The sequence below is a fragment of the Alkalihalophilus sp. As8PL genome, from assembly GCF_040939795.1.
In the GTDB taxonomy this organism is placed as follows: Bacteria; Bacillota; Bacilli; order Bacillales; family Bacillaceae_D; genus Alkalihalophilus; species Alkalihalophilus lindianensis.
In genome coordinates this window covers 1,924,709-1,949,668 of sequence record NZ_CP162551.1, presented here as the reverse complement: position 1 = coordinate 1,949,668, position 24,960 = coordinate 1,924,709, and the positions used below count along the sequence as shown (strand labels likewise).

The 24,960-nt window shown below is 41.6% G+C and carries 15 protein-coding genes, 3 rRNA genes and 1 other annotated feature; of the genes, 13 read left to right on the top strand and 5 right to left on the bottom strand.

The window, feature by feature from the left end:
* From remB to rrf, 7 genes are all read left to right on the top strand, one after another.
* The gene (gene remB / locus AB3N04_RS11430; protein ID WP_047973637.1) at window positions 1-282 is read left to right on the top strand and encodes an extracellular matrix regulator RemB; all 282 of its coding nucleotides are present in this window, start codon (window positions 1-3) and stop codon (window positions 280-282) included.
* A gap of 36 nt (window positions 283-318) precedes the next feature.
* Entirely contained in the window at window positions 319-2,259 is a 1,941-nt protein-coding gene (gene gyrB, locus AB3N04_RS11425) for a DNA topoisomerase (ATP-hydrolyzing) subunit B (protein WP_368502927.1), read from the top strand.
* 26 nt (window positions 2,260-2,285) lie between these two features.
* Window positions 2,286-4,826: a DNA gyrase subunit A gene (gene gyrA / locus AB3N04_RS11420; RefSeq protein ID WP_368502926.1), complete on the top strand. Its 2,541-nt coding sequence runs from the start codon at window positions 2,286-2,288 to the stop codon at window positions 4,824-4,826.
* A 185-nt stretch (window positions 4,827-5,011) separates the two neighbouring features.
* Window positions 5,012-6,097 carry an HD-GYP domain-containing protein gene (locus AB3N04_RS11415; protein WP_368502925.1) on the top strand — a complete coding sequence of 362 codons (1,086 nt, stop codon included), beginning with the start codon at window positions 5,012-5,014 and terminating at the stop codon, window positions 6,095-6,097.
* Between the two features lie 309 nt (window positions 6,098-6,406).
* Window positions 6,407-7,958: ribosomal RNA gene (locus tag AB3N04_RS11410) — 16S ribosomal RNA — on the top strand.
* Window positions 7,959-8,200: 242 nt separating this feature from the next.
* Window positions 8,201-11,140 (top strand): 23S ribosomal RNA (locus tag AB3N04_RS11405).
* A gap of 120 nt (window positions 11,141-11,260) precedes the next feature.
* Window positions 11,261-11,376 (top strand): 5S ribosomal RNA (gene rrf / locus AB3N04_RS11400).
* The 16S, 23S and 5S rRNA genes sit together here, the layout of an rRNA operon.
* A 376-nt stretch (window positions 11,377-11,752) precedes the next feature.
* On the opposite strand, the gene AB3N04_RS11395 is transcribed toward rrf, so the two are convergent.
* The gene (locus tag AB3N04_RS11395) at window positions 11,753-12,715 is read right to left on the bottom strand and encodes a YaaC family protein (RefSeq protein WP_368502924.1); all 963 of its coding nucleotides are present in this window, start codon (window positions 12,713-12,715) and stop codon (window positions 11,753-11,755) included.
* A gap of 173 nt (window positions 12,716-12,888) precedes the next feature.
* Between AB3N04_RS11395 and guaB the strand changes: the two genes are divergently transcribed.
* The 5 genes from guaB to serS all read left to right on the top strand — a co-directional run bounded on the left by guaB (window position 12,889) and on the right by serS (window position 19,057).
* Entirely contained in the window at window positions 12,889-14,346 is a 1,458-nt protein-coding gene (gene guaB / locus AB3N04_RS11390) for an IMP dehydrogenase (protein WP_368502923.1), read from the top strand.
* 124 nt (window positions 14,347-14,470) lie between these two features.
* Entirely contained in the window at window positions 14,471-15,808 is a 1,338-nt protein-coding gene (locus AB3N04_RS11385) for a D-alanyl-D-alanine carboxypeptidase family protein (protein WP_368502922.1), read from the top strand.
* A 165-nt stretch (window positions 15,809-15,973) separates the two neighbouring features.
* On the top strand, window positions 15,974-16,858 hold the full coding sequence (pdxS, locus tag AB3N04_RS11380; protein WP_368502921.1) for a pyridoxal 5'-phosphate synthase lyase subunit PdxS: 885 nt from the start codon (window positions 15,974-15,976) through the stop codon (window positions 16,856-16,858).
* Window positions 16,859-16,897: 39 nt separating this feature from the next.
* Window positions 16,898-17,494 (top strand): pyridoxal 5'-phosphate synthase glutaminase subunit PdxT, encoded by a 597-nt coding sequence (gene pdxT, locus AB3N04_RS11375; RefSeq protein WP_368502920.1) that lies wholly within the window; start codon window positions 16,898-16,900, stop codon window positions 17,492-17,494.
* 2 nt (window positions 17,495-17,496) lie between these two features.
* Window positions 17,497-17,711: a binding site (T-box leader), on the top strand.
* Between the two features lie 71 nt (window positions 17,712-17,782).
* Complete coding sequence (gene serS, locus AB3N04_RS11370) at window positions 17,783-19,057, top strand: serine--tRNA ligase (RefSeq protein ID WP_368502919.1); 1,275 nt, start codon at window positions 17,783-17,785, stop codon at window positions 19,055-19,057.
* 41 nt (window positions 19,058-19,098) lie between these two features.
* Here the strand turns inward: serS and AB3N04_RS11365 are convergent, their stop codons facing one another.
* The 4 genes from AB3N04_RS11365 to nikC form a co-directional block, all read right to left on the bottom strand.
* A complete protein-coding gene (locus tag AB3N04_RS11365; RefSeq protein WP_368502918.1) occupies window positions 19,099-20,112 on the bottom strand; it encodes an ABC transporter ATP-binding protein in 1,014 nt (337 codons plus the stop codon).
* Window positions 20,093-21,067 carry an ABC transporter ATP-binding protein gene (locus tag AB3N04_RS11360; protein WP_368506033.1) on the bottom strand — a complete coding sequence of 325 codons (975 nt, stop codon included), beginning with the start codon at window positions 21,065-21,067 and terminating at the stop codon, window positions 20,093-20,095. Before AB3N04_RS11360 ends, AB3N04_RS11365 begins: the two co-directional genes overlap by 20 nt.
* Window positions 21,068-21,153: 86 nt before the next feature.
* Window positions 21,154-22,074, bottom strand: a complete 921-nt coding sequence (gene nikB, locus AB3N04_RS11355) for a nickel ABC transporter permease (protein ID WP_368502917.1) — start codon at window positions 22,072-22,074, stop codon at window positions 21,154-21,156.
* Between the two features lie 17 nt (window positions 22,075-22,091).
* Complete coding sequence (gene nikC / locus AB3N04_RS11350; protein WP_368502916.1) at window positions 22,092-22,988, bottom strand: nickel transporter permease; 897 nt, start codon at window positions 22,986-22,988, stop codon at window positions 22,092-22,094.
* Window positions 22,989-23,309: 321 nt separating this feature from the next.
* Here nikC and AB3N04_RS11345 point away from each other — a divergent pair, with 321 nt between their 5' ends.
* Window positions 23,310-24,926: a glutathione ABC transporter substrate-binding protein gene (locus AB3N04_RS11345; protein WP_368502915.1), complete on the top strand. Its 1,617-nt coding sequence runs from the start codon at window positions 23,310-23,312 to the stop codon at window positions 24,924-24,926.
* The last annotated feature ends 34 nt before the right edge of the window (window positions 24,927-24,960 follow it).

The window sequence follows — 24,960 nt, the reverse complement described above, 5'->3', positions numbered from 1 at the left end:
ATGTTTATTCATTTAGGTGGAGATGTCATCATTCGCTCAAAAGAAATTATTGCCATACTAGATCGTGACGTACAAGATATGTCAGTTGTGACAAAGGCTTATCTTAAAACTGAAAAGGAGCGAAAAAAATGTACAGTCATCTCACAAGACTTTACAAAATCAATTGTGATTACAGATGATGTTGTATATTTTTCCCCCGTATCCTCACTGACATTAAATAAAAGAGCTCAAGTAGTGTCAGATCTTGAGATTCAAACTAGTATTGAGGAAGATGTAGAGTAGTCTTTTTTAGAAGTATATGCATGAAGAACTTTGAGAATGAAGGTGAATAAAGTGAAGAATGAACAACATTCTGAACATCAAGCGTATGATGAAAGTCAGATACAAGTCCTTGAAGGGTTAGAAGCAGTTAGGAAACGTCCTGGAATGTACATAGGATCTACTAGTGGGCGTGGACTACATCACTTAGTTTGGGAGATCGTTGATAATAGTATCGATGAAGCAATGGCAGGACATTGTGATACGATTAAAGTAACGATTGAAGAGGATAATAGTATTTCTGTTGAAGATAATGGACGCGGGATTCCTGTTGGAATTCATGAAAAAATGGGACGTCCAGCTGTTGAAGTTATTATGACAGTTTTACACGCCGGCGGTAAGTTTGGCGGCGGTGGATATAAAGTTTCGGGTGGTCTTCACGGCGTTGGTGCATCTGTAGTAAATGCTCTATCTACAAAACTTGAAGTAGAAGTACACAGAGAAAATCAAGTGTACTATCAAGAATACAATCGCGGGGTTCCGGCTGCTGATTTATCTATCATTGGCGAAACCGATAAACGTGGTACGATTATCCGTTTTAAACCTGATACTGAAATTTTTACAGAAACGACTGAGTATGAATTTGACATACTTGCAACTCGCTTACGTGAACTTGCGTTTTTAAATAAAGGGCTAACAATCATTATTACCGATAAACGTGGCGAAGAGAAAACAGCTACTTATTACTATGAGGGTGGTATCGCTTCGTTCGTTGAGCATTTAAACCGTTCGAAAGAAGTCCTTCATGATGAACCGATCCACATTGAAGCTGAAAAAGAAGGTTTAACGGTAGAAGTAGCCGTTCAATACAATGAGGGCTATGTGAGTAATATCTATTCGTTTGCTAATAACATTAGTACTCATGAAGGTGGTACGCATGAATCTGGTTTTAAGACCGGATTAACACGTGTTATTAATGACTATGCAAGAAAGAATAGTCTTTTTAAAGAAAATGATCCGAATTTAACTGGGGAAGATGTGCGTGAAGGATTAACAGCGATTATTTCTGTTAAAATTCCTGATCCGCAGTTTGAAGGACAAACAAAAACGAAGCTTGGTAACAGTGAAGCTCGTACAATTACCGATTCATTATTTACAGAAGCTTTTTCTCGTTTCATGATTGAACATCCGCAAGTGGGTAAGAAAATTGTTGAAAAAGGGTTGATGGCATCTAGAGCTCGTGAAGCCGCTAAAAAAGCACGCGAACTGACGAGACGTAAAAGTGCACTTGAAGTCAGCTCCTTGCCTGGTAAATTAGCTGATTGTTCGTCGAAGGATGCAACAATTAGTGAAATTTATATCGTTGAGGGTGACTCTGCTGGGGGTTCAGCAAAGCAAGGGCGTGATCGTCACTTCCAAGCCATTCTGCCTCTTCGTGGTAAAATTATTAATGTTGAAAAAGCAAGACTTGATAAAATTCTTGCAAATAACGAGATTCGTGCAATCATTACAGCACTAGGTACTGGTATTGGCGATGATTTTAATATTGAAAAAGCCCGTTACCACAAAATTATTATTATGACGGATGCCGATGTAGATGGTGCGCATATCAGAACGTTAATTCTTACGTTCTTCTATCGTTACATGCGTCCTTTAATTGAAAAAGGATATATCTATATCGCACAACCACCATTATATAAAGTGACTCAAGGTCGCGACTTACAATATGCGTATAACGACAAAGAGTTAGATGTAATCATGTCTCAATATACTGAGCGAAGTAAAGTGGGTATTCAACGGTATAAGGGTCTTGGGGAAATGAACCCTACTCAACTTTGGGAAACGACAATGGATCCGGGGTCTCGAACTGTGCTGCAAGTTACTTTAGAGGATGCTATGAAGGCAGATGAGATCTTTGAGATTTTAATGGGTGATCGTGTGGAACCAAGACGCGACTTTATTCAAGAGAACGCACACTATGTGAAGAATCTGGATATTTAGGCGGATAGATGGAGGTTTGTAAATAGATGGCTGAACAAGACCAATCAAGAGTAAAAGAGATAAATATAAGCCAAGAAATGAAAACATCGTTTATGGATTATGCAATGAGTGTCATCGTCAGTCGTGCCTTACCAGATGCACGTGATGGCCTAAAGCCTGTACATCGCCGTATTTTATTTGCGATGAATGAGCTAGGTATGACATCAGATAAAGCCTATAAGAAATCAGCTCGTATTGTCGGTGAAGTTATTGGTAAGTATCACCCTCATGGTGACTCTGCTGTATACGAAACAATGGTACGTATGGCGCAAGATTTCAGTTATCGTTATATGCTTATTGATGGACATGGAAACTTCGGGTCAGTTGATGGAGATGCAGCAGCTGCGATGCGTTATACAGAAGCGAAAATGTCTAAAATCTCGATGGAAATTATTCGTGATATTAATAAAGACACAATTGACTATCAAGATAACTATGATGGTTCAGAGCGTGAACCAATCGTTTTACCAGCGAGGTTTCCAAACTTACTAGTAAACGGTGCGTCTGGGATTGCGGTAGGGATGGCTACAAATATTCCACCTCACCAATTAGGAGAAGTCATTGATGGTGTTCTTGCGTTATCAAAGAACCCTGACATCAGTATTCCAGAATTAATGGAATATATACCGGGTCCTGATTTCCCAACTGGAGCAGAAATTCTAGGACGTTCTGGTATTCGAAAAGCGTATCAAACTGGTAGAGGTTCGATTACATTACGTGCTCAAACAGAGATTGAGGATTATAAAGGCAAACAAAGAATCCTTGTTTCTGAACTACCTTATCAAGTGAACAAAGCGAAGTTAATTGAGAAAATTGCGGAGCTCGTTCGCGAGAAGAAAATTGAAGGTATTACTGACTTGCGAGATGAGTCTGACCGTAACGGTATGCGTATCGTTATCGAGTTACGACGAGGTGCAAATGCAAATGTCTTGCTTAACAATTTATATAAACAAACAGCTCTTCAAACAAGCTTTGGTATTAATTTACTTGCGCTAGTAGATGGACAACCGAAAGTATTGACGCTAAAGGAATGTCTTGAACACTACCTCGCTCATCAAGTAGTAGTGATTCGCAGACGTACTGCCTTTGAATTAAGAAAAGCAGAAGCTCGTGCTCATATCTTAGAAGGTTTACGTATTGCGCTTGATCATCTAGATGAAGTAATTAAGTTAATTCGTAGCTCTCAAACAACAGAAATTGCCCGTAATGGTTTAATGGAACAATTTGAATTAAGCTATGAACAGGCTCAGGCTATTCTCGATATGCGTTTACAACGTCTAACAGGATTAGAGCGAGATAAGATTGAGAATGAATACAACGAATTAATCGCTAAAATTACTGAGCTAAAAGCCATTCTTGCTAATGACGAGAGAGTATTAGAGATTATTCGTGAGGAATTACATGAAGTAAAAGAGAAATTCAATGATCAACGTCGTACGATTATCTCGATGAACGAAGATCACCTTGAAGATGAAGATTTGATTCCTCGTCAAAATGTGGTCATCACCCTTACACACCATGGCTATATCAAGCGTATGCCAATTTCTACATACCGTAGTCAAAGACGTGGTGGAAAAGGGATTCAAGGAATGGGTACGAATGATGATGACTTTATGCAACATCTATTTACAACAAACTCACATCATACGATTCTCTTCTTTACGAATAAAGGGAAGGTGTATCGCTTAAAAGGATATGAAATCCCTGAACTTGGGCGTACAGCTAAAGGGATTCCAATTATTAATCTCTTGCAAATTGAGCAAGATGAGACGATAAGTACCGTTATCCCAATTGAAGAGTTTGATGAAAATTCGTATCTTTTCTTCCTAACTAAACACGGAATTGCTAAACGTACACAGCTTTCATCATTTGCTAACATACGTCGTGGTGGTTTGTTTGCAATTACTTTACGTGGTGAAGATGAATTACATGGTGTTCGTTTAACAGATGGAAACCGAGAGATTATCATTGGTACAAAGAATGGTATGGCGATTAGGTTCCAGGAAGATGATGTTCGATTAATGGGACGTACAGCTGGCGGTGTGAAAGGGATTTCCCTAACAAACGATGATCATGTAGTTGGTATGGATATTTTAGAAGAAGGACACCAAGTACTGATTGTAACTGAAAATGGGTATGGAAAACGAACTCCAATTGAAGAGTACCGTGTCCAAAATCGTGGCGGTAAAGGAATCAAGACATGTAATATTACCGATAAAAACGGTTTGCTTGTTGCCTTGAAAATTGTATCCGACGATCACGATATCATGATCATCACAGCAAGTGGTATCATCATTCGTATGCATGTTGAAGGGATCTCAACCACTGGTCGTAATACACAAGGTGTTACTTTAATCCGAGTAAATGAAGGGGAAGAAGTAGCAACTGTAGCTAGAGTAGATATTGAAGATGAAGAAGTAGAAGAATTGGAAGATATAGAATCAGAAGAAGGTGTAGAATCTACAGAAGAAGGTCAAGGACTTGCTACTGACGTTTCTATTGAAGATGATTCAAATTCCGAGGAATAAAACGAACCTCCTAAGACTAACAACGTCTTAGGAGGTTTTTTGTGTTAATCGACCTTATTTAATTCCTTTATTTAACAATTTGAAAATTAAAAGTTCCCTTATTTAAAAGTTCCCTTATTTGTTTTATAATGTATAATAAAGGCATAAAGAACTAGTTCTAATTAATCAGTATAGGGAGGGTAGGTATGAAAATTACTCCTAATCAGCTAATTGAAGGATGCATTCTATCAGTTCCGATAATGGGCCATACAGATACCCCGATTGTAAAAGAGAACACGGTCTTAAATGCTAACCATATATCGGCTATCAAATCTTTCTTAGTACCAATAGTGGAAGTTGAATCCACCCTTGCTAATGGAGAAAAATTTAAGCCACAAGGAATAATATACGAGTCAAATAAAGAAATAAAAGGAGAAGTTAAAAAAGAAAAGAAGTTTATAGAGATCTATAATGAAGCTGTTAAACAATATCGAAAGCTGTATATAGAGTGGCAATCAGGCAAAAAAGTAGAGATGATATATGTTAGAAAGTGCTTAACACCACTTTTTGAATATATACTAGACCATCCTAAAGAGCTGTTAACGATCCATCACCTAAGCAAAGTTGAGGAATACATTTATCATCATTCTGTTTCCGTAGGATGCTTAGCGGCATTTATAGCCAAGAAACTTCATTATTCAAAGCGTGATTGGTTACAGGTTGGTATAGCTGGAGCGCTATGTGATGCAGGGATGTCTAAGGTTCCTAGTAAGATTTTGATGAAAAAGGGTCCATTAAGTAAATTTGAATTTAATGAGATCAAAAAACATCCTGTGCATTCTTATAACATGTTAAAAGAAGTAACAGGAGTTTCTAATGCTATCTTATTATCTGTCCTCCAACATCATGAACGAATTGATCGTAGTGGCTATCCGTTGAGGAGTGACAAAAAAAAGCTACATACTTTTAGTCAAGTTATTGCGGTAGCCGATGTTTTTCATGCTATGACCTCTGAACGTATTTATAGTAAAAAGCAATCGCCTTACGATGTACTTAATCATTTGTGTAAGGATCATTTCGGGAGATTTGAACATCGAATCATACAAACGTTTTGCGAAAGCTTTAGTCAACTTTCAATCGGTGCAAGAGTTCGTTTGAAAAGTGGCGTCCAAGCAGAAATTATATTCTTTAATAATCAGCGTCTAAATAATCCTATGTTAAAGCTTCTTCACACTGGGGAAATTTTTGAACTCAATGAAGATCAGTCATTGCAAATTGAAGTGATTGTGTAATAAAGGTGAGAGGTTCTCATCTTTATATATTTTTCTTTTAAAAAAAAGTGTTGCATAAAATATTTACTGTATGTTATATTATTACTTGTCGCTGAGACGAACCACAACAACGCAAACAAAACAACTTAAAAAAAGATGTTGACGGAACGTTGCTGTGATGGTATATTAGTTAGGTCGCCAACGAGCGACGGACGAAAAAGTTCTTTGAAAACTGAACAAAAGCCAAGCGAAATAGAGATACATGATATCTCGTCAATTTTTAAAACAAGATGCTAGCGTATCTTATGTAAGTGAGCTTAATCAAACACTTTTATGGAGAGTTTGATCCTGGCTCAGGACGAACGCTGGCGGCGTGCCTAATACATGCAAGTCGAGCGGACTGATGGGAGCTTGCTCCCTGATGTTAGCGGCGGACGGGTGAGTAACACGTGGGCAACCTACCTGTAAGACTGGGATAACTCCGGGAAACCGGGGCTAATACCGGATAACCCGTTCCTCCTCATGGAGGGACGGTAAAAGATGGCTTCTTGCTATCACTTACAGATGGGCCCGCGGCGCATTAGCTAGTTGGTAAGGTAATGGCTTACCAAGGCGACGATGCGTAGCCGACCTGAGAGGGTGATCGGCCACACTGGGACTGAGACACGGCCCAGACTCCTACGGGAGGCAGCAGTAGGGAATCTTCCGCAATGGACGAAAGTCTGACGGAGCAACGCCGCGTGAGTGATGAAGGTTTTCGGATCGTAAAGCTCTGTTGTTAGGGAAGAACAAGTGCCGTTCGAATAGGGCGGCACCTTGACGGTACCTAACCAGAAAGCCACGGCTAACTACGTGCCAGCAGCCGCGGTAATACGTAGGTGGCAAGCGTTGTCCGGAATTATTGGGCGTAAAGCGCGCGCAGGCGGTCTTTTAAGTCTGATGTGAAAGCCCACGGCTCAACCGTGGAGGGTCATTGGAAACTGGGAGACTTGAGTACAGAAGAGGAGAGTGGAATTCCACGTGTAGCGGTGAAATGCGTAGATATGTGGAGGAACACCAGTGGCGAAGGCGACTCTCTGGTCTGTAACTGACGCTGAGGCGCGAAAGCGTGGGGAGCAAACAGGATTAGATACCCTGGTAGTCCACGCCGTAAACGATGAGTGCTAGGTGTTAGGGGTTTCGATGCCCTTAGTGCCGAAGTTAACACATTAAGCACTCCGCCTGGGGAGTACGACCGCAAGGTTGAAACTCAAAGGAATTGACGGGGGCCCGCACAAGCAGTGGAGCATGTGGTTTAATTCGAAGCAACGCGAAGAACCTTACCAGGTCTTGACATCCTTTGACAACCCTAGAGATAGGGCTTTCCCCTTCGGGGGACAAAGTGACAGGTGGTGCATGGTTGTCGTCAGCTCGTGTCGTGAGATGTTGGGTTAAGTCCCGCAACGAGCGCAACCCTTGATCTTAGTTGCCAGCATTCAGTTGGGCACTCTAAGGTGACTGCCGGTGACAAACCGGAGGAAGGTGGGGACGACGTCAAATCATCATGCCCCTTATGACCTGGGCTACACACGTGCTACAATGGATGGTACAAAGGGCTGCAAAACCGCGAGGTTGAGCGAATCCCATAAAGCCATTCTCAGTTCGGATTGTAGGCTGCAACTCGCCTACATGAAGCCGGAATTGCTAGTAATCGCGGATCAGCATGCCGCGGTGAATACGTTCCCGGGCCTTGTACACACCGCCCGTCACACCACGAGAGTTTGTAACACCCGAAGTCGGTGAGGTAACCTTTTGGAGCCAGCCGCCTAAGGTGGGACAGATGATTGGGGTGAAGTCGTAACAAGGTAGCCGTATCGGAAGGTGCGGCTGGATCACCTCCTTTCTATGGAGTATTTAACTCTAGTCGATATATGATCTTACGATCATATACGCTTTGGTCTTTTGTTCAGTTTTGAAGGAACTATCCTTCAATTAAATACTAATTCTCACCAAGTTGAGTAAGAGTTAGTACTTGGTTCTTTGAAAACTAGATAATGAAATGTAAACATGAAATGTTCATCGGACTCTTTAAATAGAGAAGATTGAACGAGCATGTCAAGAATTCAACAACCTTTTTTAAATGTTGGTTAAGTTAGAAAGGGCGCACGGTGAATGCCTTGGCACTAGGAGCCGAAGAAGGACGCGACGAACGGCGAAACGCCTCGGGGAGCTGTAAGTGAGCTTTGATCCGAGGATATCCGAATGGGGGAACCCACTATTCGTAATGGAATAGTACCCATGCCTGAATACATAGGGCATGAGGAGGCAGACCTGGGGAACTGAAACATCTAAGTACCCAGAGGAAGAGAAAGCAAATGCGATTACCTGAGTAGCGGCGAGCGAAACGGTAACAGCCCAAACCAAGAGGCTTGCCTCTTGGGGTTGTAGGACACTCTATACGGAGTTACAAAGAAATAGGATAGGCGAAGCGATCTGGAAAGATCCGCGAGACAAGGTAACAGCCCTGTAGTCGAAATTCTATTTCCTCCAGAGTGGATCCTGAGTACGGCGGGACACGTGAAACCCCGTCGGAATCCGGGAGGACCATCTCCCAAGGCTAAATACTCCCTAGTGACCGATAGTGAACCAGTACCGTGAGGGAAAGGTGAAAAGCACCCCGGAAGGGGAGTGAAACAGATCCTGAAACCGTGTGCCTACAACTAGTTGGAGCCCGTTAATGGGTGACAGCGTGCCTTTTGTAGAATGAACCGGCGAGTTACGATGTCGTGCAAGGTTAAGCTGATAAGGCGGAGCCGTAGCGAAAGCGAGTCTGAATAGGGCGCATGAGTACGCCGTCGTAGACCCGAAACCGTGTGATCTACCCATGTCCAGGGTGAAGTTCAGGTAACACTGAATGGAGGCCCGAACCCACGCATGTTGAAAAATGCGGGGATGAGGTGTGGGTAGGGGTGAAATGCCAATCGAACTCGGAAATAGCTGGTTCTCCCCGAAATAGCTTTAGGGCTAGCCTCGAGGTTGAGAGTTTTGGAGGTAGAGCACTGATTGGACTAGGGGTCCCCACAGGATTACCGAATTCAGTCAAACTCCGAATGCCAAAAACTTTTACTCGGGAGTCAGACTGCGAGTGCTAAGATCCGTAGTCAAGAGGGAAACAGCCCAGACCATCAGCTAAGGTCCCAAAGTATACGTTAAGTGGAAAAGGATGTGGAGTTGCCCAGACAACCAGGATGTTGGCTTAGAAGCAGCCACCATTTAAAGAGTGCGTAATAGCTCACTGGTCGAGTGACTCTGCGCCGAAAATGTACCGGGGCTAAACGTATCACCGAAGCTATGGATTGACACCTTAGGTGTCAGTGGTAGGGGAGCGTTCTAAGTGCTGCGAAGTCAGACCGAGAGGACTGGTGGAGCGCTTAGAAGTGAGAATGCCGGTATGAGTAGCGAAAAGAGGGGTGAGAATCCCCTCCGTCGAAAGCCCAAGGTTTCCTGAGGAAGGCTCGTCCGCTCAGGGTAAGTCGGGACCTAAGCCGAGGCTGAAAAGCGTAGGCGATGGACAACAGGTTGAAATTCCTGTACCACCTCCTCACCGTTTGAGTAATGGGGGGACGCAGAAAGGTAGGGTAAGCGCACTGATGGATATGTGCGTCCAAGCAATTAGGCTGAGAAGTAGGTAAATCCGCTTCTCGTGAAGGCTGAGTTGTGATGGCGAGGGAAATTTAGTACCGAAGTTCCTGATCCTACACTGCCAAGAAAAGCCTCTAGCGAGGTGAGAGGTGCCCGTACCGCAAACCGACACAGGTAGGCGAGAAGAGAATTCTAAGACGCTCGGGAGAACTCTCGTTAAGGAACTCGGCAAAATGACCCCGTAACTTCGGGAGAAGGGGTGCTCTATTAGGGTGTATGCCCGAGAGAGCCGCAGTGAAAAGATCCAAGCGACTGTTTAGCAAAAACACAGGTCTCTGCGAAGCCGCAAGGCGAAGTATAGGGGCTGACACCTGCCCGGTGCTGGAAGGTTAAGAGGAGGGGTTATCCCTTACGGGAGAAGCTCTGAATTGAAGCCCCAGTAAACGGCGGCCGTAACTATAACGGTCCTAAGGTAGCGAAATTCCTTGTCGGGTAAGTTCCGACCCGCACGAATGGTGTAACGACTTGGATACTGTCTCAACGAGAGACCCGGTGAAATTATAGTACCTGTGAAGATGCAGGTTACCCGCGACAGGACGGAAAGACCCCATGGAGCTTTACTGTAGCTTGATATTGGATGTTGGTACAGTTTGTACAGGATAGGTAGGAGCCTTGGAAGTCGGAGCGCCAGCTTCGATGGAGGCGTCGGTGGGATACTACCCTGACTGTGCTGACATTCTAACCTCGAACCGTGATCCGGTTCAGGGACAGTGTCAGGTGGGCAGTTTGACTGGGGCGGTCGCCTCCTAAACAGTAACGGAGGCGCCCAAAGGTTCCCTCAGAATGGTTGGAAATCATTCGAAGAGTGCAAAGGCATAAGGGAGCTTGACTGCGAGACCTACAAGTCGAGCAGGGACGAAAGTCGGGCTTAGTGATCCGGTGGTTCCGCATGGAAGGGCCATCGCTCAACGGATAAAAGCTACCCTGGGGATAACAGGCTTATCTCCCCCAAGAGTCCACATCGACGGGGAGGTTTGGCACCTCGATGTCGGCTCATCGCATCCTGGGGCTGAAGTAGGTCCCAAGGGTTGGGCTGTTCGCCCATTAAAGCGGTACGCGAGCTGGGTTCAGAACGTCGTGAGACAGTTCGGTCCCTATCCGTCGCGGGCGTAGGAAATTTGAGAGGAGCTGTCCTTAGTACGAGAGGACCGGGATGGACACACCGCTGGTGTACCAGTTGTTCCGCCAGGAGCATCGCTGGGTAGCTACGTGTGGACGGGATAAGTGCTGAAAGCATCTAAGCATGAAGCCCCCCTCAAGATGAGATTTCCCATGGAGTTAATCCAGTAAGACCCCTTAGAGATGATGAGGTTGATAGGTCTGGTGTGGAAGCGTGGCGACACGTGGAGCTGACAGATACTAATCGGTCGAGGACTTATCCAAATTATTCTTGACACATGTTTACGGAAACCACGCTAAGTTCGCGACGTCCTGTCGCAACGCCTGGTACCCACGTCCTGTGGGCATTATCTAGTTTTGAGAGAACCACTCTCAATCAAATAGTCTGGTGGCGATAGCAAAGAGGTCACACCCGTTCCCATGCCGAACACGGTCGTTAAGCTCTTTTGCGCCGATGGTAGTTGGGGGCTTCCCCCTGTGAGAGTAGGACGTTGCCAGGCGATCAAGCATTCCATTTATGGAATGCTTTTTTTGATGCATAAAGAGTATAAAGGCGCAATAGAGCTTACTGGTCCGAAGGAACAGCAACTTCTTTGATTACTTCGTAGGATTTGCCGTGAAAAAGCTTCCATGAGAAACATCATGCCTTTCCCCCTGTGAGACGAGTTCTTTCACTTCGTCAAGCTACGTGAAAAGCTTCGGAGCAAAGCGGCATGCCTAGAACCATCCCCGAAGAAGAGAAAGAATGAGCCAGGACGTTGCCAGGCGATCAAGCATTCCATTTATGGAATGCTTTTTTTGATGCATAAAATAGAGAGAAAGCATTCCATCAATATGGGATGCTTTATTTATGCTTATAGACTATAAAATTGTTAATTACTTTGTACGATCGGGTAGCAGAGTATCTACTACTAGAGCGCTAATTCTAGAAGTGGTAAAGTCAATATACTGTGTAATGAAAGGAAGGTCATTCCCATCAAAAGTATGAATCAACTCTCCCCACCACTCTGTTTCATATCGACATATCATACTTAGATTGTATAACAATAAATAATGAACCAGAAGCTCAGGCATACCAAGATATCCTTCTCTAGAGCGGAAGAGATAGGGATGTCCTTGATTGTCAAAGGTAAAAGGAAAGCCAGATGAGGGGGAAGGCTTTTTAGAATAAGGAATGGTTATCAACTGTCTCCCTTCCGTGATAGTTACTCCTTTTTTACTCCAGGGCTGCTCTTTATACTTAATAAATTGCTCGAAGCGATTCACTGTCATATGATATGAATCTAAAATGGATGAATCATATTGAATGGACTGATTGTGAAAAGTTCCTTTAAATAGGAAAGGTTGTTGGTTAAATTGTATAAATAGTGATTCCATTTCAGGTAACTGTTGGAGTAGGTGTCGCATTTTAAATTTATCATTAGCCAAATGTTTCATGTGGAACATTTTAGCGAGTGCATGTGTAAATAAACCATTCTTTTGAATTTTTACTTCGTCATCTAAAAAGATAAAACCTGATTTTTTTCGTTTTCTAGTTGTAACGCCATGAGCAAGCACTTGTGAATTTTCTGGATACGTAGGATCCTTAGTTAAAATGATTGCTTTAAGGAATTGAACTAAACCATAAAAAAGTAACATTGGCTTTAAATCCATTGGAGCTTTTTTTGCTTGATCAATATAGAGATTTCCGTGTTTTAAATGATAAATAAATGAGTAGCATGTGTGGAAGCTTTTTGTTTTTGCTTGATCAATATTTATACTCTCATATGATTTAGTAAGGTAGGACCTGGTATAAGCAGCTGAATAAAAAGGTACCAGTTTTTTTGTGGGATAAGTCATGTTCATCACTACACCTTTTTCTGTTTATTTGGAAAAGTCGCACTTTATATGGTTTCTTGACAGTAGTTTGCCCAGTTGATAAGCTACTAATAATATTTTCAACAATGATTTGTGGAATGAACAAAACGATTGTTCATTTATTTAAGAAGCTTTTGGGGAGGATGAATGTGCTGATGTGGGAGAATAAATTTCAAAAAGAGGGTTTAACGTTTGATGATGTGTTGTTAGTTCCAGCTCGTTCAGAAATACTACCGCGTGATGTTTCAGTGAAAACGAAGCTATCTGAAAATCTGCAACTGAATATTCCTTTAATAAGTGCAGGAATGGACACAGTAACAGAGGCTGAAATGGCTATTGCTATGGCACGCGAAGGTGGCCTTGGGATTGTTCATAAAAACATGTCGATTGAAGAGCAGGCTGAACAAGTGGATCGTGTTAAGCGTTCAGAAAGTGGAGTTATTACAAATCCATTCTTTTTAACGCCTGATCGTCAAGTATTTGATGCAGAGCATTTAATGGGTAAATATCGTATATCTGGAGTTCCGATTGTTGATGAAGAACAAAAGCTTGTAGGGATTTTAACAAACCGAGACTTGCGTTTTATTGAAGATTATTCAATCCTAATTGATGAAGTGATGACAAAAGAAGATTTAGTCACTGCTTCTGTAGGCACTACATTACAAGAAGCTGAATCCATTTTACAAAAGTACAAAATTGAGAAGCTACCACTTGTAGATGACGAGGGTGTCTTAAAAGGTCTTATCACCATTAAGGATATTGAGAAAGTGATAGAATTCCCTAACTCCGCAAAAGATTCACAAGGTAGATTAGTAGTTGGTGCAGCTATTGGTGTATCTGCTGATGCTGATACTCGCATTGCTGCATTAGTTGAAGCTGGAGTTGATGCTATTGTTATTGACACAGCACACGGTCACTCTAAAGGCGTATTAGATAAAGTACGTGCTGTACGGGATCTATATCCAAACCTTACAATTATCGCTGGTAATGTAGCAACAGCAGAAGCTACACGTGACTTAATTGAAGCTGGTGCAGATGTAGTAAAAGTAGGTATTGGTCCAGGATCTATTTGTACTACACGTATTGTTGCAGGGATTGGTGTGCCGCAAATTACGGCTGTATATGATTGTGCAACTGAAGCTAGAAAACATGGAGTACCAATAATTGCAGATGGTGGAATTAAGTATTCTGGTGATATTGTGAAGGCATTAGCTGCAGGTGGACATGCTGTTATGCTTGGAAGCTTATTAGCTGGTGTAAGTGAGAGTCCTGGAGAACGTGAGATTTATCAAGGACGTCAATTTAAAGTGTATCGCGGTATGGGTTCACTAGGTGCAATGGAGAAGGGAAGTAAAGATCGTTACTTCCAAGAAAATGCACAGAAGCTAGTGCCTGAAGGAATTGAAGGGCGCATTCCTTATAAAGGACCTTTAAATGATACGATCCATCAATTACTTGGTGGTTTGCGTGCAGGTATGGGCTATTGTGGAACTCCTACATTGGATGCACTACGTAGTGATGGTCAGTTTATTCGTATTACTGGAGCAGGATTGCGCGAGAGTCATCCTCATGACGTTCAAATTACGAAAGAAGCACCAAACTACTCGATGTAAGCTGTTTGATTTAATAAATAAAAAAGGTATAAAGACTATGATAGATAGGGCCTTCCCTATCTATTTTTTTATGGTTTCTTATGATAAAATAACGTCTATGTGAGAAATTTGTGGAGGTGCGATTGTGAAATTTTTAGGTAACAAACAATGGGTTGCGGCTTTTATGGCAATTCTATTAACTGCTAGTCTAATTGTACAACCAAATACAGTTGAGGCAGCACTCGATTTGGAAGCAGAATCAGCTATTTTAGTGGATGCAGAGTCAGGTAAAGTTTTATATCAAAAGAATATAGATGCTATTTTACCAACGGCTAGTATGACTAAGATGATGAGTGAGTATTTAATCCTTGAAGCGATTGATGAAGGACGTATTAGTTGGGATCAACAAGTGCCAATTAGTGATTGGGTAAGAACATTATCTCATCAAACGGCATTATCAAATGTTCCACTTCGCCAAGATTTAGTAACTTATTCAGTTAGAGAATTGTATGAATCTGTCGCTATTTATTCTGCTAATGCATCAACCATTGCACTAGCGGAACTTATCTCAGGCTCAGAGACTGAATTTGTAAATCAAATGAATGAAAAAGGTGCGGAGCTTGGGTTAGAGGATTACGAATTTGTAAACTCTACCGGGTTAAACAACAGTGACCTACAAGGTAATCATCCAGATGGTACTGGTGATGAAGCTGAGAATATGATGTCGGCTAGAGCAACAGCGAAGCTTGCATATGCCCTTATTCGTGATTATCCAGAAGTACTTGATACAGCTAGCATCCCAATGAAAGATTTCCAAGCGGGTCCTGATGAAGTCATCCCGATGGAAAATTGGAACTGGATGCTTTCATCGATTCGTCCACAACATGATTATGATGGTATCGATGGATTAAAAACAGGTTACACATCAGCTGCAGGTAATGCTTTCACAGGTACAGCAGAACGTGATGGGTTACGATTAATCTCAGTTGTTATGCGTACAGATACACGTGATGATCGTTTTAATGAAACGAGAAAGTTAATGGATTATGGATTTAACAACTTTAGCACTGTTGACCTATATGATGAAGGATATGTTGTCGAAGGTGAAGAAACGGTGCCAGTTGTTGGAGGAAAAGAGCGTGAAGTGTCAATTTCTAGCTCTGAAGCATTATCAGCTGTGGTAAGAAATGGACAAGATGATCAATATAATGCAACATTAGTACTTGATCAAGATAAACTAAATGAAGATGGCGAATTAGTTGCTCCTTTTGAGGCAGGGGAAGCAGTAGGATCTCTTACCCTTACATCTGAAGGTGAAGATGAGCAGTTCTTATATGCTGAGCAACAAGACGGAGTAACAATGGTAACTGATACCGCTGTTGAAGAAGCTGGATGGTTCACGAAGATGATGCGTGGAATTGGTGGATTCTTTTCTGGGATCTGGAATGCAGCTGTCAATACAGTAAGTGGATGGTTTTCATAAAAAGAAAGATTAGCCATCTATAAGAAACAACGGGGCTACTTTATAGAAAGTGGCCCGTTGTTTTTAAAAATAATAACAGAAAATTATGCGAATCTTATCTTTTTGCGGTATACTATTAGAGATTAAGAAGACTAACTAACATGAATGTTCTAGGAGGAAATACATATGAGTCAAACAGGTACTGATCGTGTAAAGCGTGGAATGGCAGAAATGCAAAAAGGTGGCGTCATTATGGACGTTATCAATGCAGAGCAAGCAAAAATTGCTGAAGAAGCAGGTGCAGTTGCAGTTATGGCACTTGAGCGTGTACCAGCTGATATTCGTGCAGCTGGCGGAGTAGCACGTATGGCAGATCCAACAATTGTAGAAGAGGTTCTTAACGCAGTTTCAATTCCAGTAATGGCTAAAGCACGTATTGGTCATATTGTAGAGGCACGCATTCTTGAATCAATGGGTGTTGACTATATTGATGAAAGTGAAGTATTAACTCCTGCGGATGAAGTGTACCACTTGTACAAGCGTGATTTTACTGTTCCTTTCGTTTGTGGGGCACGTGACTTAGGTGAGGCTGCACGTCGTATTGGTGAAGGTGCTTCTATGCTTCGTACGAAAGGTGAGCCTGGTACAGGGAACATTGTAGAAGCAGTTCGTCACATGCGTATGATGCAAGCTCAAGTGAAAAAAGTAGCTGGCATGTCTGTAGATGAATTAATGACTGAAGCAAAGAACCTAGGTGCATCTTATGACCTTCTTCTTGAAATTAAAGAAACAGGTAAGCTACCTGTTGTAAACTTTGCTGCAGGTGGAATTGCAACTCCAGCAGATGCAGCATTAATGATGCAACTTGGTGCAGATGGAGTATTCGTGGGATCAGGTATTTTCAAGTCTGAAAACCCTGAGAAATTTGCTCGTGCGATTGTTGAAGCAACAACACACTACGAAGATTATGCTCTAATTGCTCAATTATCAAAAGGTCTTGGTACAGCAATGAAAGGGATTGAAATTTCAACTCTACAACCATCTGAGCGTATGCAAGAGCGTGGTTGGTAAGAGAGCACTAAGTTTTTGATATAGAAAGGAAACAACGTGATGGTTAAAGTAGGAGTATTGGCCTTACAAGGCGCTGTACGTGAACATGTTACTTGTCTACAAGCACCGGATGTAGAAGTGATCGTCGTTAAGAAGATTGAACAACTAAGTGAGTTAGACGGTCTTGTTTTACCTGGTGGTGAAAGCACAACAATGAGACGATTAATTGATAAGTACGAATTTCTTGAGCCACTTAAAGCCTTTGCAGCATCAGGAAAGCCCGTCTTCGGTACATGTGCAGGTCTTATTTTAATGGCAAAAGACATTGTTGGCCAAAATGAAGGTCACCTTTCTCTAATGAATATGACGGTAGAGCGTAATGCTTTTGGACGTCAACGTGAGAGCTTTGAAGCCGATCTGATGGTGACTGATGTTGGGGATGATGTGAGAGCTGTCTTCATTCGTGCTCCGCTTATTAAAGAAGTAGGCGAGAATGTAGAGATCATTTCAAAGTTCAATGATGAGATTGTTGCAGCAAGAGAAGGTCGCTTTCTAGCATGTTCTTTCCATCCGGAATTAACTGATGACCATCGTTTTCATCAGTATTTTGTGAAGATGGTTGCACAAGCTAAGCTAAAAGGTGTAAAATCTGTATAACAGACAATGCGTCGATAGGGAATAGTATATAAGATGGTCACTTCAGAGAGCTGACGGTAGGTGCAAGTCAGTGTAGCCTTTTATAGAATCCACCCTTGAGTGAATGGTGAGGCGCGAGCTTAAATCGTTCCGGTTAGATACCCGTTATGTATCTAGAGTGGTCTATATGTTTCATATAGGCAACAAGGGTGGTATCGCGGGTGCTCTCGTCCCTTCTTCTTGAGTGGAGAATGGATGAGGGCGCTTTTTTGTTTGGATTAATTAAGGACAAATGAAGGAGGAATATACATGTTAGACGTAAAACGACTTAGAAATGATTTTGCTGAAATTAAGGAAAAGTTAGCGACACGCGGCGAGGATATCTCGGGTCTTGATCGTTTTGGTGATTTAGATGAGAAGCGTCGTGCGATTATTGTAGAGGTGGAAGAATTAAAAAGCAGACGTAACCAAGTTTCACAAGAGGTAGCTCAGCTTAAACGCGAGAAAAAGGATGCAGATCACCTTATTAAAGAAACGAGAGAAGTATCTGAGCGAGTGAAGCAACTAGATGAAGAGCTACGTACAATTGAAACGGAGCTTGATGACTTACTTCTTACGATTCCAAATGTGCCACATGAGTCAACGCCCATCGGTAAAACAGAAGATGATAATGTAGAAGCTCGTAATTGGGGAGAGGTACGCTCATTTGACTTTGAACCAAAACCACATTGGGATCTAGCAACAGATCTAGGAATTCTTGATTTTGAGCGTGCTTCAAAGGTCACAGGTAGTCGTTTTGTCTTTTATAAAGGTCTAGGAGCCCGTCTTGAGCGTGCATTAATGAACTTTATGATGGACCTCCATCAAGATGAGCATGGCTATGAAGAAGTGCTACCACCTTATATGGTGAACCGTACAAGCATGACAGGGACAGGGCAACTTCCGAAGTTTGAAGAAGATGCATTTAAGATTCGTGAGGAAGATTATTTCTTAATTCCAACCGCAGAGGTACCTGTCACAAACATGCATCGTGATGAGATTTTACAAGGAGAACAATTACCGATTGCTTATACAGCTTTTAGCGCTTGTTTCCGCTCAGAAGCAGGTTCAGCAGGACGTGATACGCGTGGATTGATTCGTCAACACCAATTCAATAAAGTAGAACTTGTGCGCTTTGTAAAGCCAGAAGACTCTTACGCTGAGCTTGAGAATTTAACGGGACATGCAGAGAAGGTGCTTCAATTACTTGAACTGCCTTATCGTGTAATGAGTATGTGTACAGCCGACTTAGGGTTCACTGCAGCGAAAAAATACGATATAGAAGTATGGATTCCAAGCTATGATTCTTATCGTGAAATTTCTTCTTGCAGTAATTTTGAAGATTTCCAAGCACGTCGTGCGAATATCAAGTTCCGTCGTGACACAAAAGCCAAGGCAGAATTTGTTCATACTTTAAACGGATCAGGCCTTGCAGTCGGCCGTACAGTGGCAGCAATCCTAGAGAATTACCAACAAGCTGACGGATCAATTGAAATTCCTAAAGTGCTTCGTCCTTATATGGGTAACATTGAGAAAATTGGTTAAGAGACAAAACCCCTTATAGCGGTTGCTATAAGGGGTTGTTTTTATACGTAATTTGGTTTGCGTTCTCCTGAAGCAATCTCTTCCATGTAGTGACATGCTGCCTGATGACCTTCTTTCATATAGTCAGCAGAACGCAGTTCAGGAGTGTCTGTTTTACACTTTTCCGATGCAAACGGGCAACGAGTGTGGAAACGACATCCAGTAGGAGGGTCAATTGGAGAGGGGACGTCACCTTTTAAGATAATACGTTCCTTCTTACGCTCAGGATCTGGTACAGGAATCGCTGATAATAACGCTTTTGTATATGGATGCTGAGGGTTATCAAATAATGATTTTTTATCACCAATTTCAACAATACGTCCAAGGTACATAACGATTACACGATCAGAGATATGACGAACAACCCCAAGGTCGTGGGAGATGAACAAGTATGTTAACTGGAATTCGCGCTGTAGTCGTTTTAATAAGTTAATTACCTGTGCTTGAATCGATACATCAAGGGCCGATACCGCTTCATCACAAATAATAAGCTTAGGATCTACAGATAGTGCACGTGCAATTCCGATACGTTGACGTTGTCCACCACTGAATTCATGGGGAAAGCGATCTGCTTGGTGAGCACCGAGACCAACTGTTTCCATTAATTCTTTTATGCGATCTGCACGTTTATTACGTGGGATCACATTTTGAATTTCCATTGCTTCTTCTAAAACTTGACGAACGGTTTGACGTGGGTTGATGGAAGCGTAAGGATCTTGGAAAATGATCTGTAAATCTTTACGCTTCTTACGCATCTGTGCCTTATTAAGACCAAGGAGGTCCTTGCCGTCAAATTCCACTGTACCATCAGTAGGCTCATCAAGACGAAGAATAGCACGACCTGTTGTCGATTTACCACAGCCTGATTCCCCTACAATACTTACTGTTTCACCTTCATAAATAGTAAATGATACACCATCTACAGCTTTAACGTGATTAACAGTACGACCAAGCAACCCACCTTTAATAGGGAAGTATTGCTTTAAGTCATTAACTTTAAGAAGTTCTTTCTTCATACACGTTCACCTCCGGGTCCCCATCCCACTCATCTGAATAGATCCAGCAACGGATTTGGTTTCCATTTTCATCTTCCTCAAGATCAGGTAAACGCTCGCGGCAGATGTCACTAGCAAATGGACAACGCGGAGCGAATCTACAGCCTTTTGGCATATCTGCAGGACTTGGTACAGATCCTTTAATAACAGACAACTCTTCTCCATCCACGTCGATATCATGACGGGGTAGAGATTTAAGAAGACCAACTGTATATGGGTGACGTGGATTTTTGAATAGTTCGTTGATGCTTGCATATTCAACCACTTTACCGCAATACATAACGGCTACATAATCACATGTCTCAGCAACAACACCAAGGTCATGTGTAATCATAATGATGGACATACCTAAACGATCTTGAAGATCTTTCATCAATTCAAGAATTTGTGCTTGAATCGTTACATCAAGAGCAGTAGTAGGCTCATCGGCAATAAGAAGTTCAGGATTACATGCAAGAGCCATAGCGATCATGACACGCTGACGCATTCCGCCAGATAGTTCATATGGATATTGGTGTACGCGTTTTTCTGGTGAAGGAATACCAACTAACTTAAGCATCTCAATCGAACGTTCAATTGCTTTTTTCTTCCCAAGGCCCTCATGGATTTGGAATGATTCACCGATTTGTTGCCCTACTGTATAAACAGGGTTTAAAGAAGTCATTGGTTCTTGGAAAATCATTGAGATTTCATTTCCGCGAATTTTACGCATTTTCGCTTCTGTTTTAGAAAGAAGATCTTCTCCCTTAAACAGAATTTCTCCACCGACCACTTTACCTGGGTTTTGGATTAAACGAAGAATCGAAAGCGAGGTAATACTTTTACCTGAACCTGATTCCCCAACAATTCCAAGTGTTTTTCCTTTTGGTACATCAAATGTAACACCATCAACAGCCTTCACTTCAGAATGCTCCATGAAAAATGATGTACGCAAGTCACGCACTTGAATAATGGATTCATTAGTAGTCAATTTTTTTCACACCCCTCATTAATAAGTGAGTCTTAATCAAGGTCAATACGCTTGTTTAAGAAGCGATAAGAAATATCTACGAGTAAGTTAACAAGAACGAACAATAATGAAATAACAAGAACAGTACCTTGAACGATAGGGAAGTCACGAGCACGAATGGCATCAATGATTAAGCGTCCCATTCCGTTAATAGCAAATACAGTCTCAGTTAGAACAGTACCACCTAGTAATACACCAAACTGTAAACCAACAACGGTTACAACTGGGATTAGAGCATTTTTAAGAGCATGTCGGTAAATAACAACGCGCTCTTTTACCCCTTTAGCACGTGCAGTACGGATATAATCTTGTCCAATTACTTCTAACATACTTGAACGAGTCATACGTGCTACGATTGCAGCACCTGCTGTACCAAGGGTTATAACTGGTAACACAGCTTGCTGCCAGGTTCCCCAACCCGAAGGTAAGAATATTCGCCATTCAATTGCGAAATACTGAATTAACATTAAACCAAGCCAAAAGTTAGGCATTGAAAGTCCAAATAGAGCAACAATCATAATCATTGTATCTAAGAATGTGTAATGTCTTGTTGCAGAAATAATTCCTGCAATTAAACCAATAAATACACTTAAAATCGTACTATAAATGGCAAGCTCAATGGTTACCCAAAACCTACCGCTGATCTCTTGAGTTACTTCACGACCACTGCGAATCGAGTTTCCTAAGTCACCTTGAATCGCATTTCCAATATAATTAAAATACTGTTTTGGAAGTGGGTCATTTAAACCTAATCGCTCACGCATTTGTTCTACTTGAGCTTCAGATGCACTTTCCCCGGCAATAATCTGTGCTGGGTCACCAGGAATGAGGTGCATCATGGAGAAAACGAGAATTGTAACACCAAAAAGAACAGGGATTGTTTGAATTAATCGTCTAACTATATAAGTAAACAATCATCTACACCTCTTTTCTAGTTTTTCATCTTCGGATCAAGTGCATCACGTAATCCGTCACCAAAAATATTAAATGCCAGTACAACAATAACAATGGCCAAACCTGGGAATAACGCAACATGAGGTGCATCATACATATAGTTTCGACCTGCACTCAACATAGCCCCCCATTCAGGTGTTGGAGGTTGTGCTCCCATCCCTAAGAAAGAAAGACCACTTGCTGTTAAGATTGCTGTTGCCATGCGTAGTGTAGCTTGGACAATAATAGGTGATAAAATATTCGGTAAAATGTGTTTAAAAATAATACGACCATCACTCGCACCTAGAGCACGAACGGCATCGATATATTCGAGCTTTCTTACAGATAGTACTGAACCACGTACAATTCTTGCAAATACTGGAATCGAGAATATTCCGACAGCTATGATTACATTTGTTAAGCTTCCGCCTAGTACACTTACAATGGCTAATGCAAGTAAGATACCAGGGAATGCAAGTAATACATCCATACAACGCATGATAAATGCATCAACGCGTTTTCCATAATATCCTGAAATCAACCCAAGTAACACACCGAAAACGGTTCCGATAATAACGGAGAAGAGGCCAATGTATAAAGTAATTGACATACCGTGAATAATTCGACTGAAAATATCACGACCATGATGGTCTGTGCCGAACCAATGTTCAGAAGATGGTGTTGCTAGTTTGTTTACATGATTTTGTACCGATGGTTCATACGGTGCAAAAAATGGTCCGATAATCGCTACAATAACAAAAAATAAAATTAAGACTCCACCGACCATAGCAGCTTTGTTTTTACGAAGCTTTCTATAGAAGTTTTTCATACTTTGAACGCGCGGGTTCGGAGGAGGACTTTTTGTCATAGCATCATTTATCGACTGTTCGCTCATAATAGACACCCTTTCTCAAAATGCTTTAAATTTTGACAAAATTATTACTATACTGCACCGCATTATTATATCACGTACATAATTTTTTACAATGTTAAAAATACTTTTGTAAAATAATGTAGACTATTTTTATATTCTAAAAATTAAAATAATTTGAACGGAAATGAAAACGCTTAACAAAATGACTTTCTACAATTAATGGTAAATTAAGCTGAGAATTATTAATTTTGTAAAAATTATTGTTTTATTGTGAAATTTAAGTTATAGTGATATTGAATTTCAAAAGTTCAAACAAAAAGGAACATAAGGGGGTTTTTAAAAGTGAAGATGTCTAAAAATTCACTTTTCGCTTTCTTGCTTGCTATGGTGCTTGCTCTAGTACTAGCAGCATGTGCGAGTGAGCCGGACAATTCAGGTGAGCCAGCTGGAGATACAGATGGTGAAGATACTGAAGCGGTTGAGGGTGCTGAAGGCGGCGATTTAGTAATTGCAACATTATCAGATGCGTCATCGTTAGATCCGGCAAGTGCAAATGATGTGCCGTCCACTAACGTGACTGCAAACATTTTTGAAACAATTGTTAAACAGAACGGAGATCTTGAGCTTGAACCTGGTTTGGCTGAAGATTGGGAAATGATTGATGATAATACGTGGGAATTTTACATTCGTGAAGGAGTAACATTCCATGACGGATCTGAATTAAATGCTGAGGTAGTAAAAGCAAACCTTGATCGTATTTTAGATCCTGAACTTGCCTCACCTCGTTCTTTCTTAATTAACATGGTAACAAGCATTGAAGCGACTGATGAGTATACTCTAGAACTTACTACGGAGTATCCTTTCTCTCCACTTCCTGCTCACTTAGCTCATAACGGACTTGCTATTAGTTCACTTCCTTCTATTGAAGCGGACCAAGAAGCTGTAGCTAACGGTGAAAACCCTGGTGCTTCTATTAGTGAGAACCCTGTAGGAACAGGTTTCTTCAAATACGAAGAGTGGAATCCAGGAACATCGGTTAAATTAGTGAAAAATGATGATTATTGGGGTGAGCCTGCGAAGGTTGATTCTGTAACATTCTCAGTAGTACCTGAAGATTTAACTCGTATTGCTGAACTTGAGACAGGTGGAGCGCATATTATTTTCCCTGTAAGCCCAAGTGATGTTACACGGGTTGAAAATACTCCAGAAGTAAGTCTTGATCGCACAAACAGTGTGAGTCTTTCATACATTGGATTCAATATGGAGAAAGAGCCATTTGATGATGAGCGTGTTCGTCAAGCAATCTCTATGGCTATCAATAAAGAAGGTATTATTAGTGGTATTTTAGATGACACTGGTACTCCTGCAGTTGGCCCAATCCCTCCAGATGTTTTCGGATTTGATGATTCTGTTGAGCCTTTAGGGTATGATGTAGATGCTGCGCAAGAATTACTTGCTGAAGCTGGTTTAGAAGATGGTTTCTCTACTACAATTTGGACAAATGATAATCGTGAGCGTATGGCGATTGCTGAGTATGTTCAAGCTGAACTTGCTAAGATCAATATTGACGTAAGTGTTAACGTAATGGAATTTGGTGCTTTCTTAGATCAAACTGCGAATGGTGAGCATGATATGTTTATCCTTGGTTGGTCTGTAGTAACAGGAGACGCTGATTACGGAATGTACCCGTTATTCCATTCATCTAATGTAGGTGAAGCTGGTAACCGTACATTCATGGAAGATCCTGAACTAGATGAAATTTTAGAAGAGGCTCGTCAAACTGCTGATGAAGAAGATCGTCTAGCACTTTACAAGCAAGCTCAAGAGATGTTAGTTGAAGATGCCCCAATGATCTACCTATACCACCAAGAATACCTAGTTGGTATTCGTGATGAGGTACAGGGATTCTGGAAGCATCCAAATGGAACGTACATGCTTCAAGAGGTAACTCTTAACTAATATAATAGAAGAAAGGTGGTCTTTTGAAAAAAAG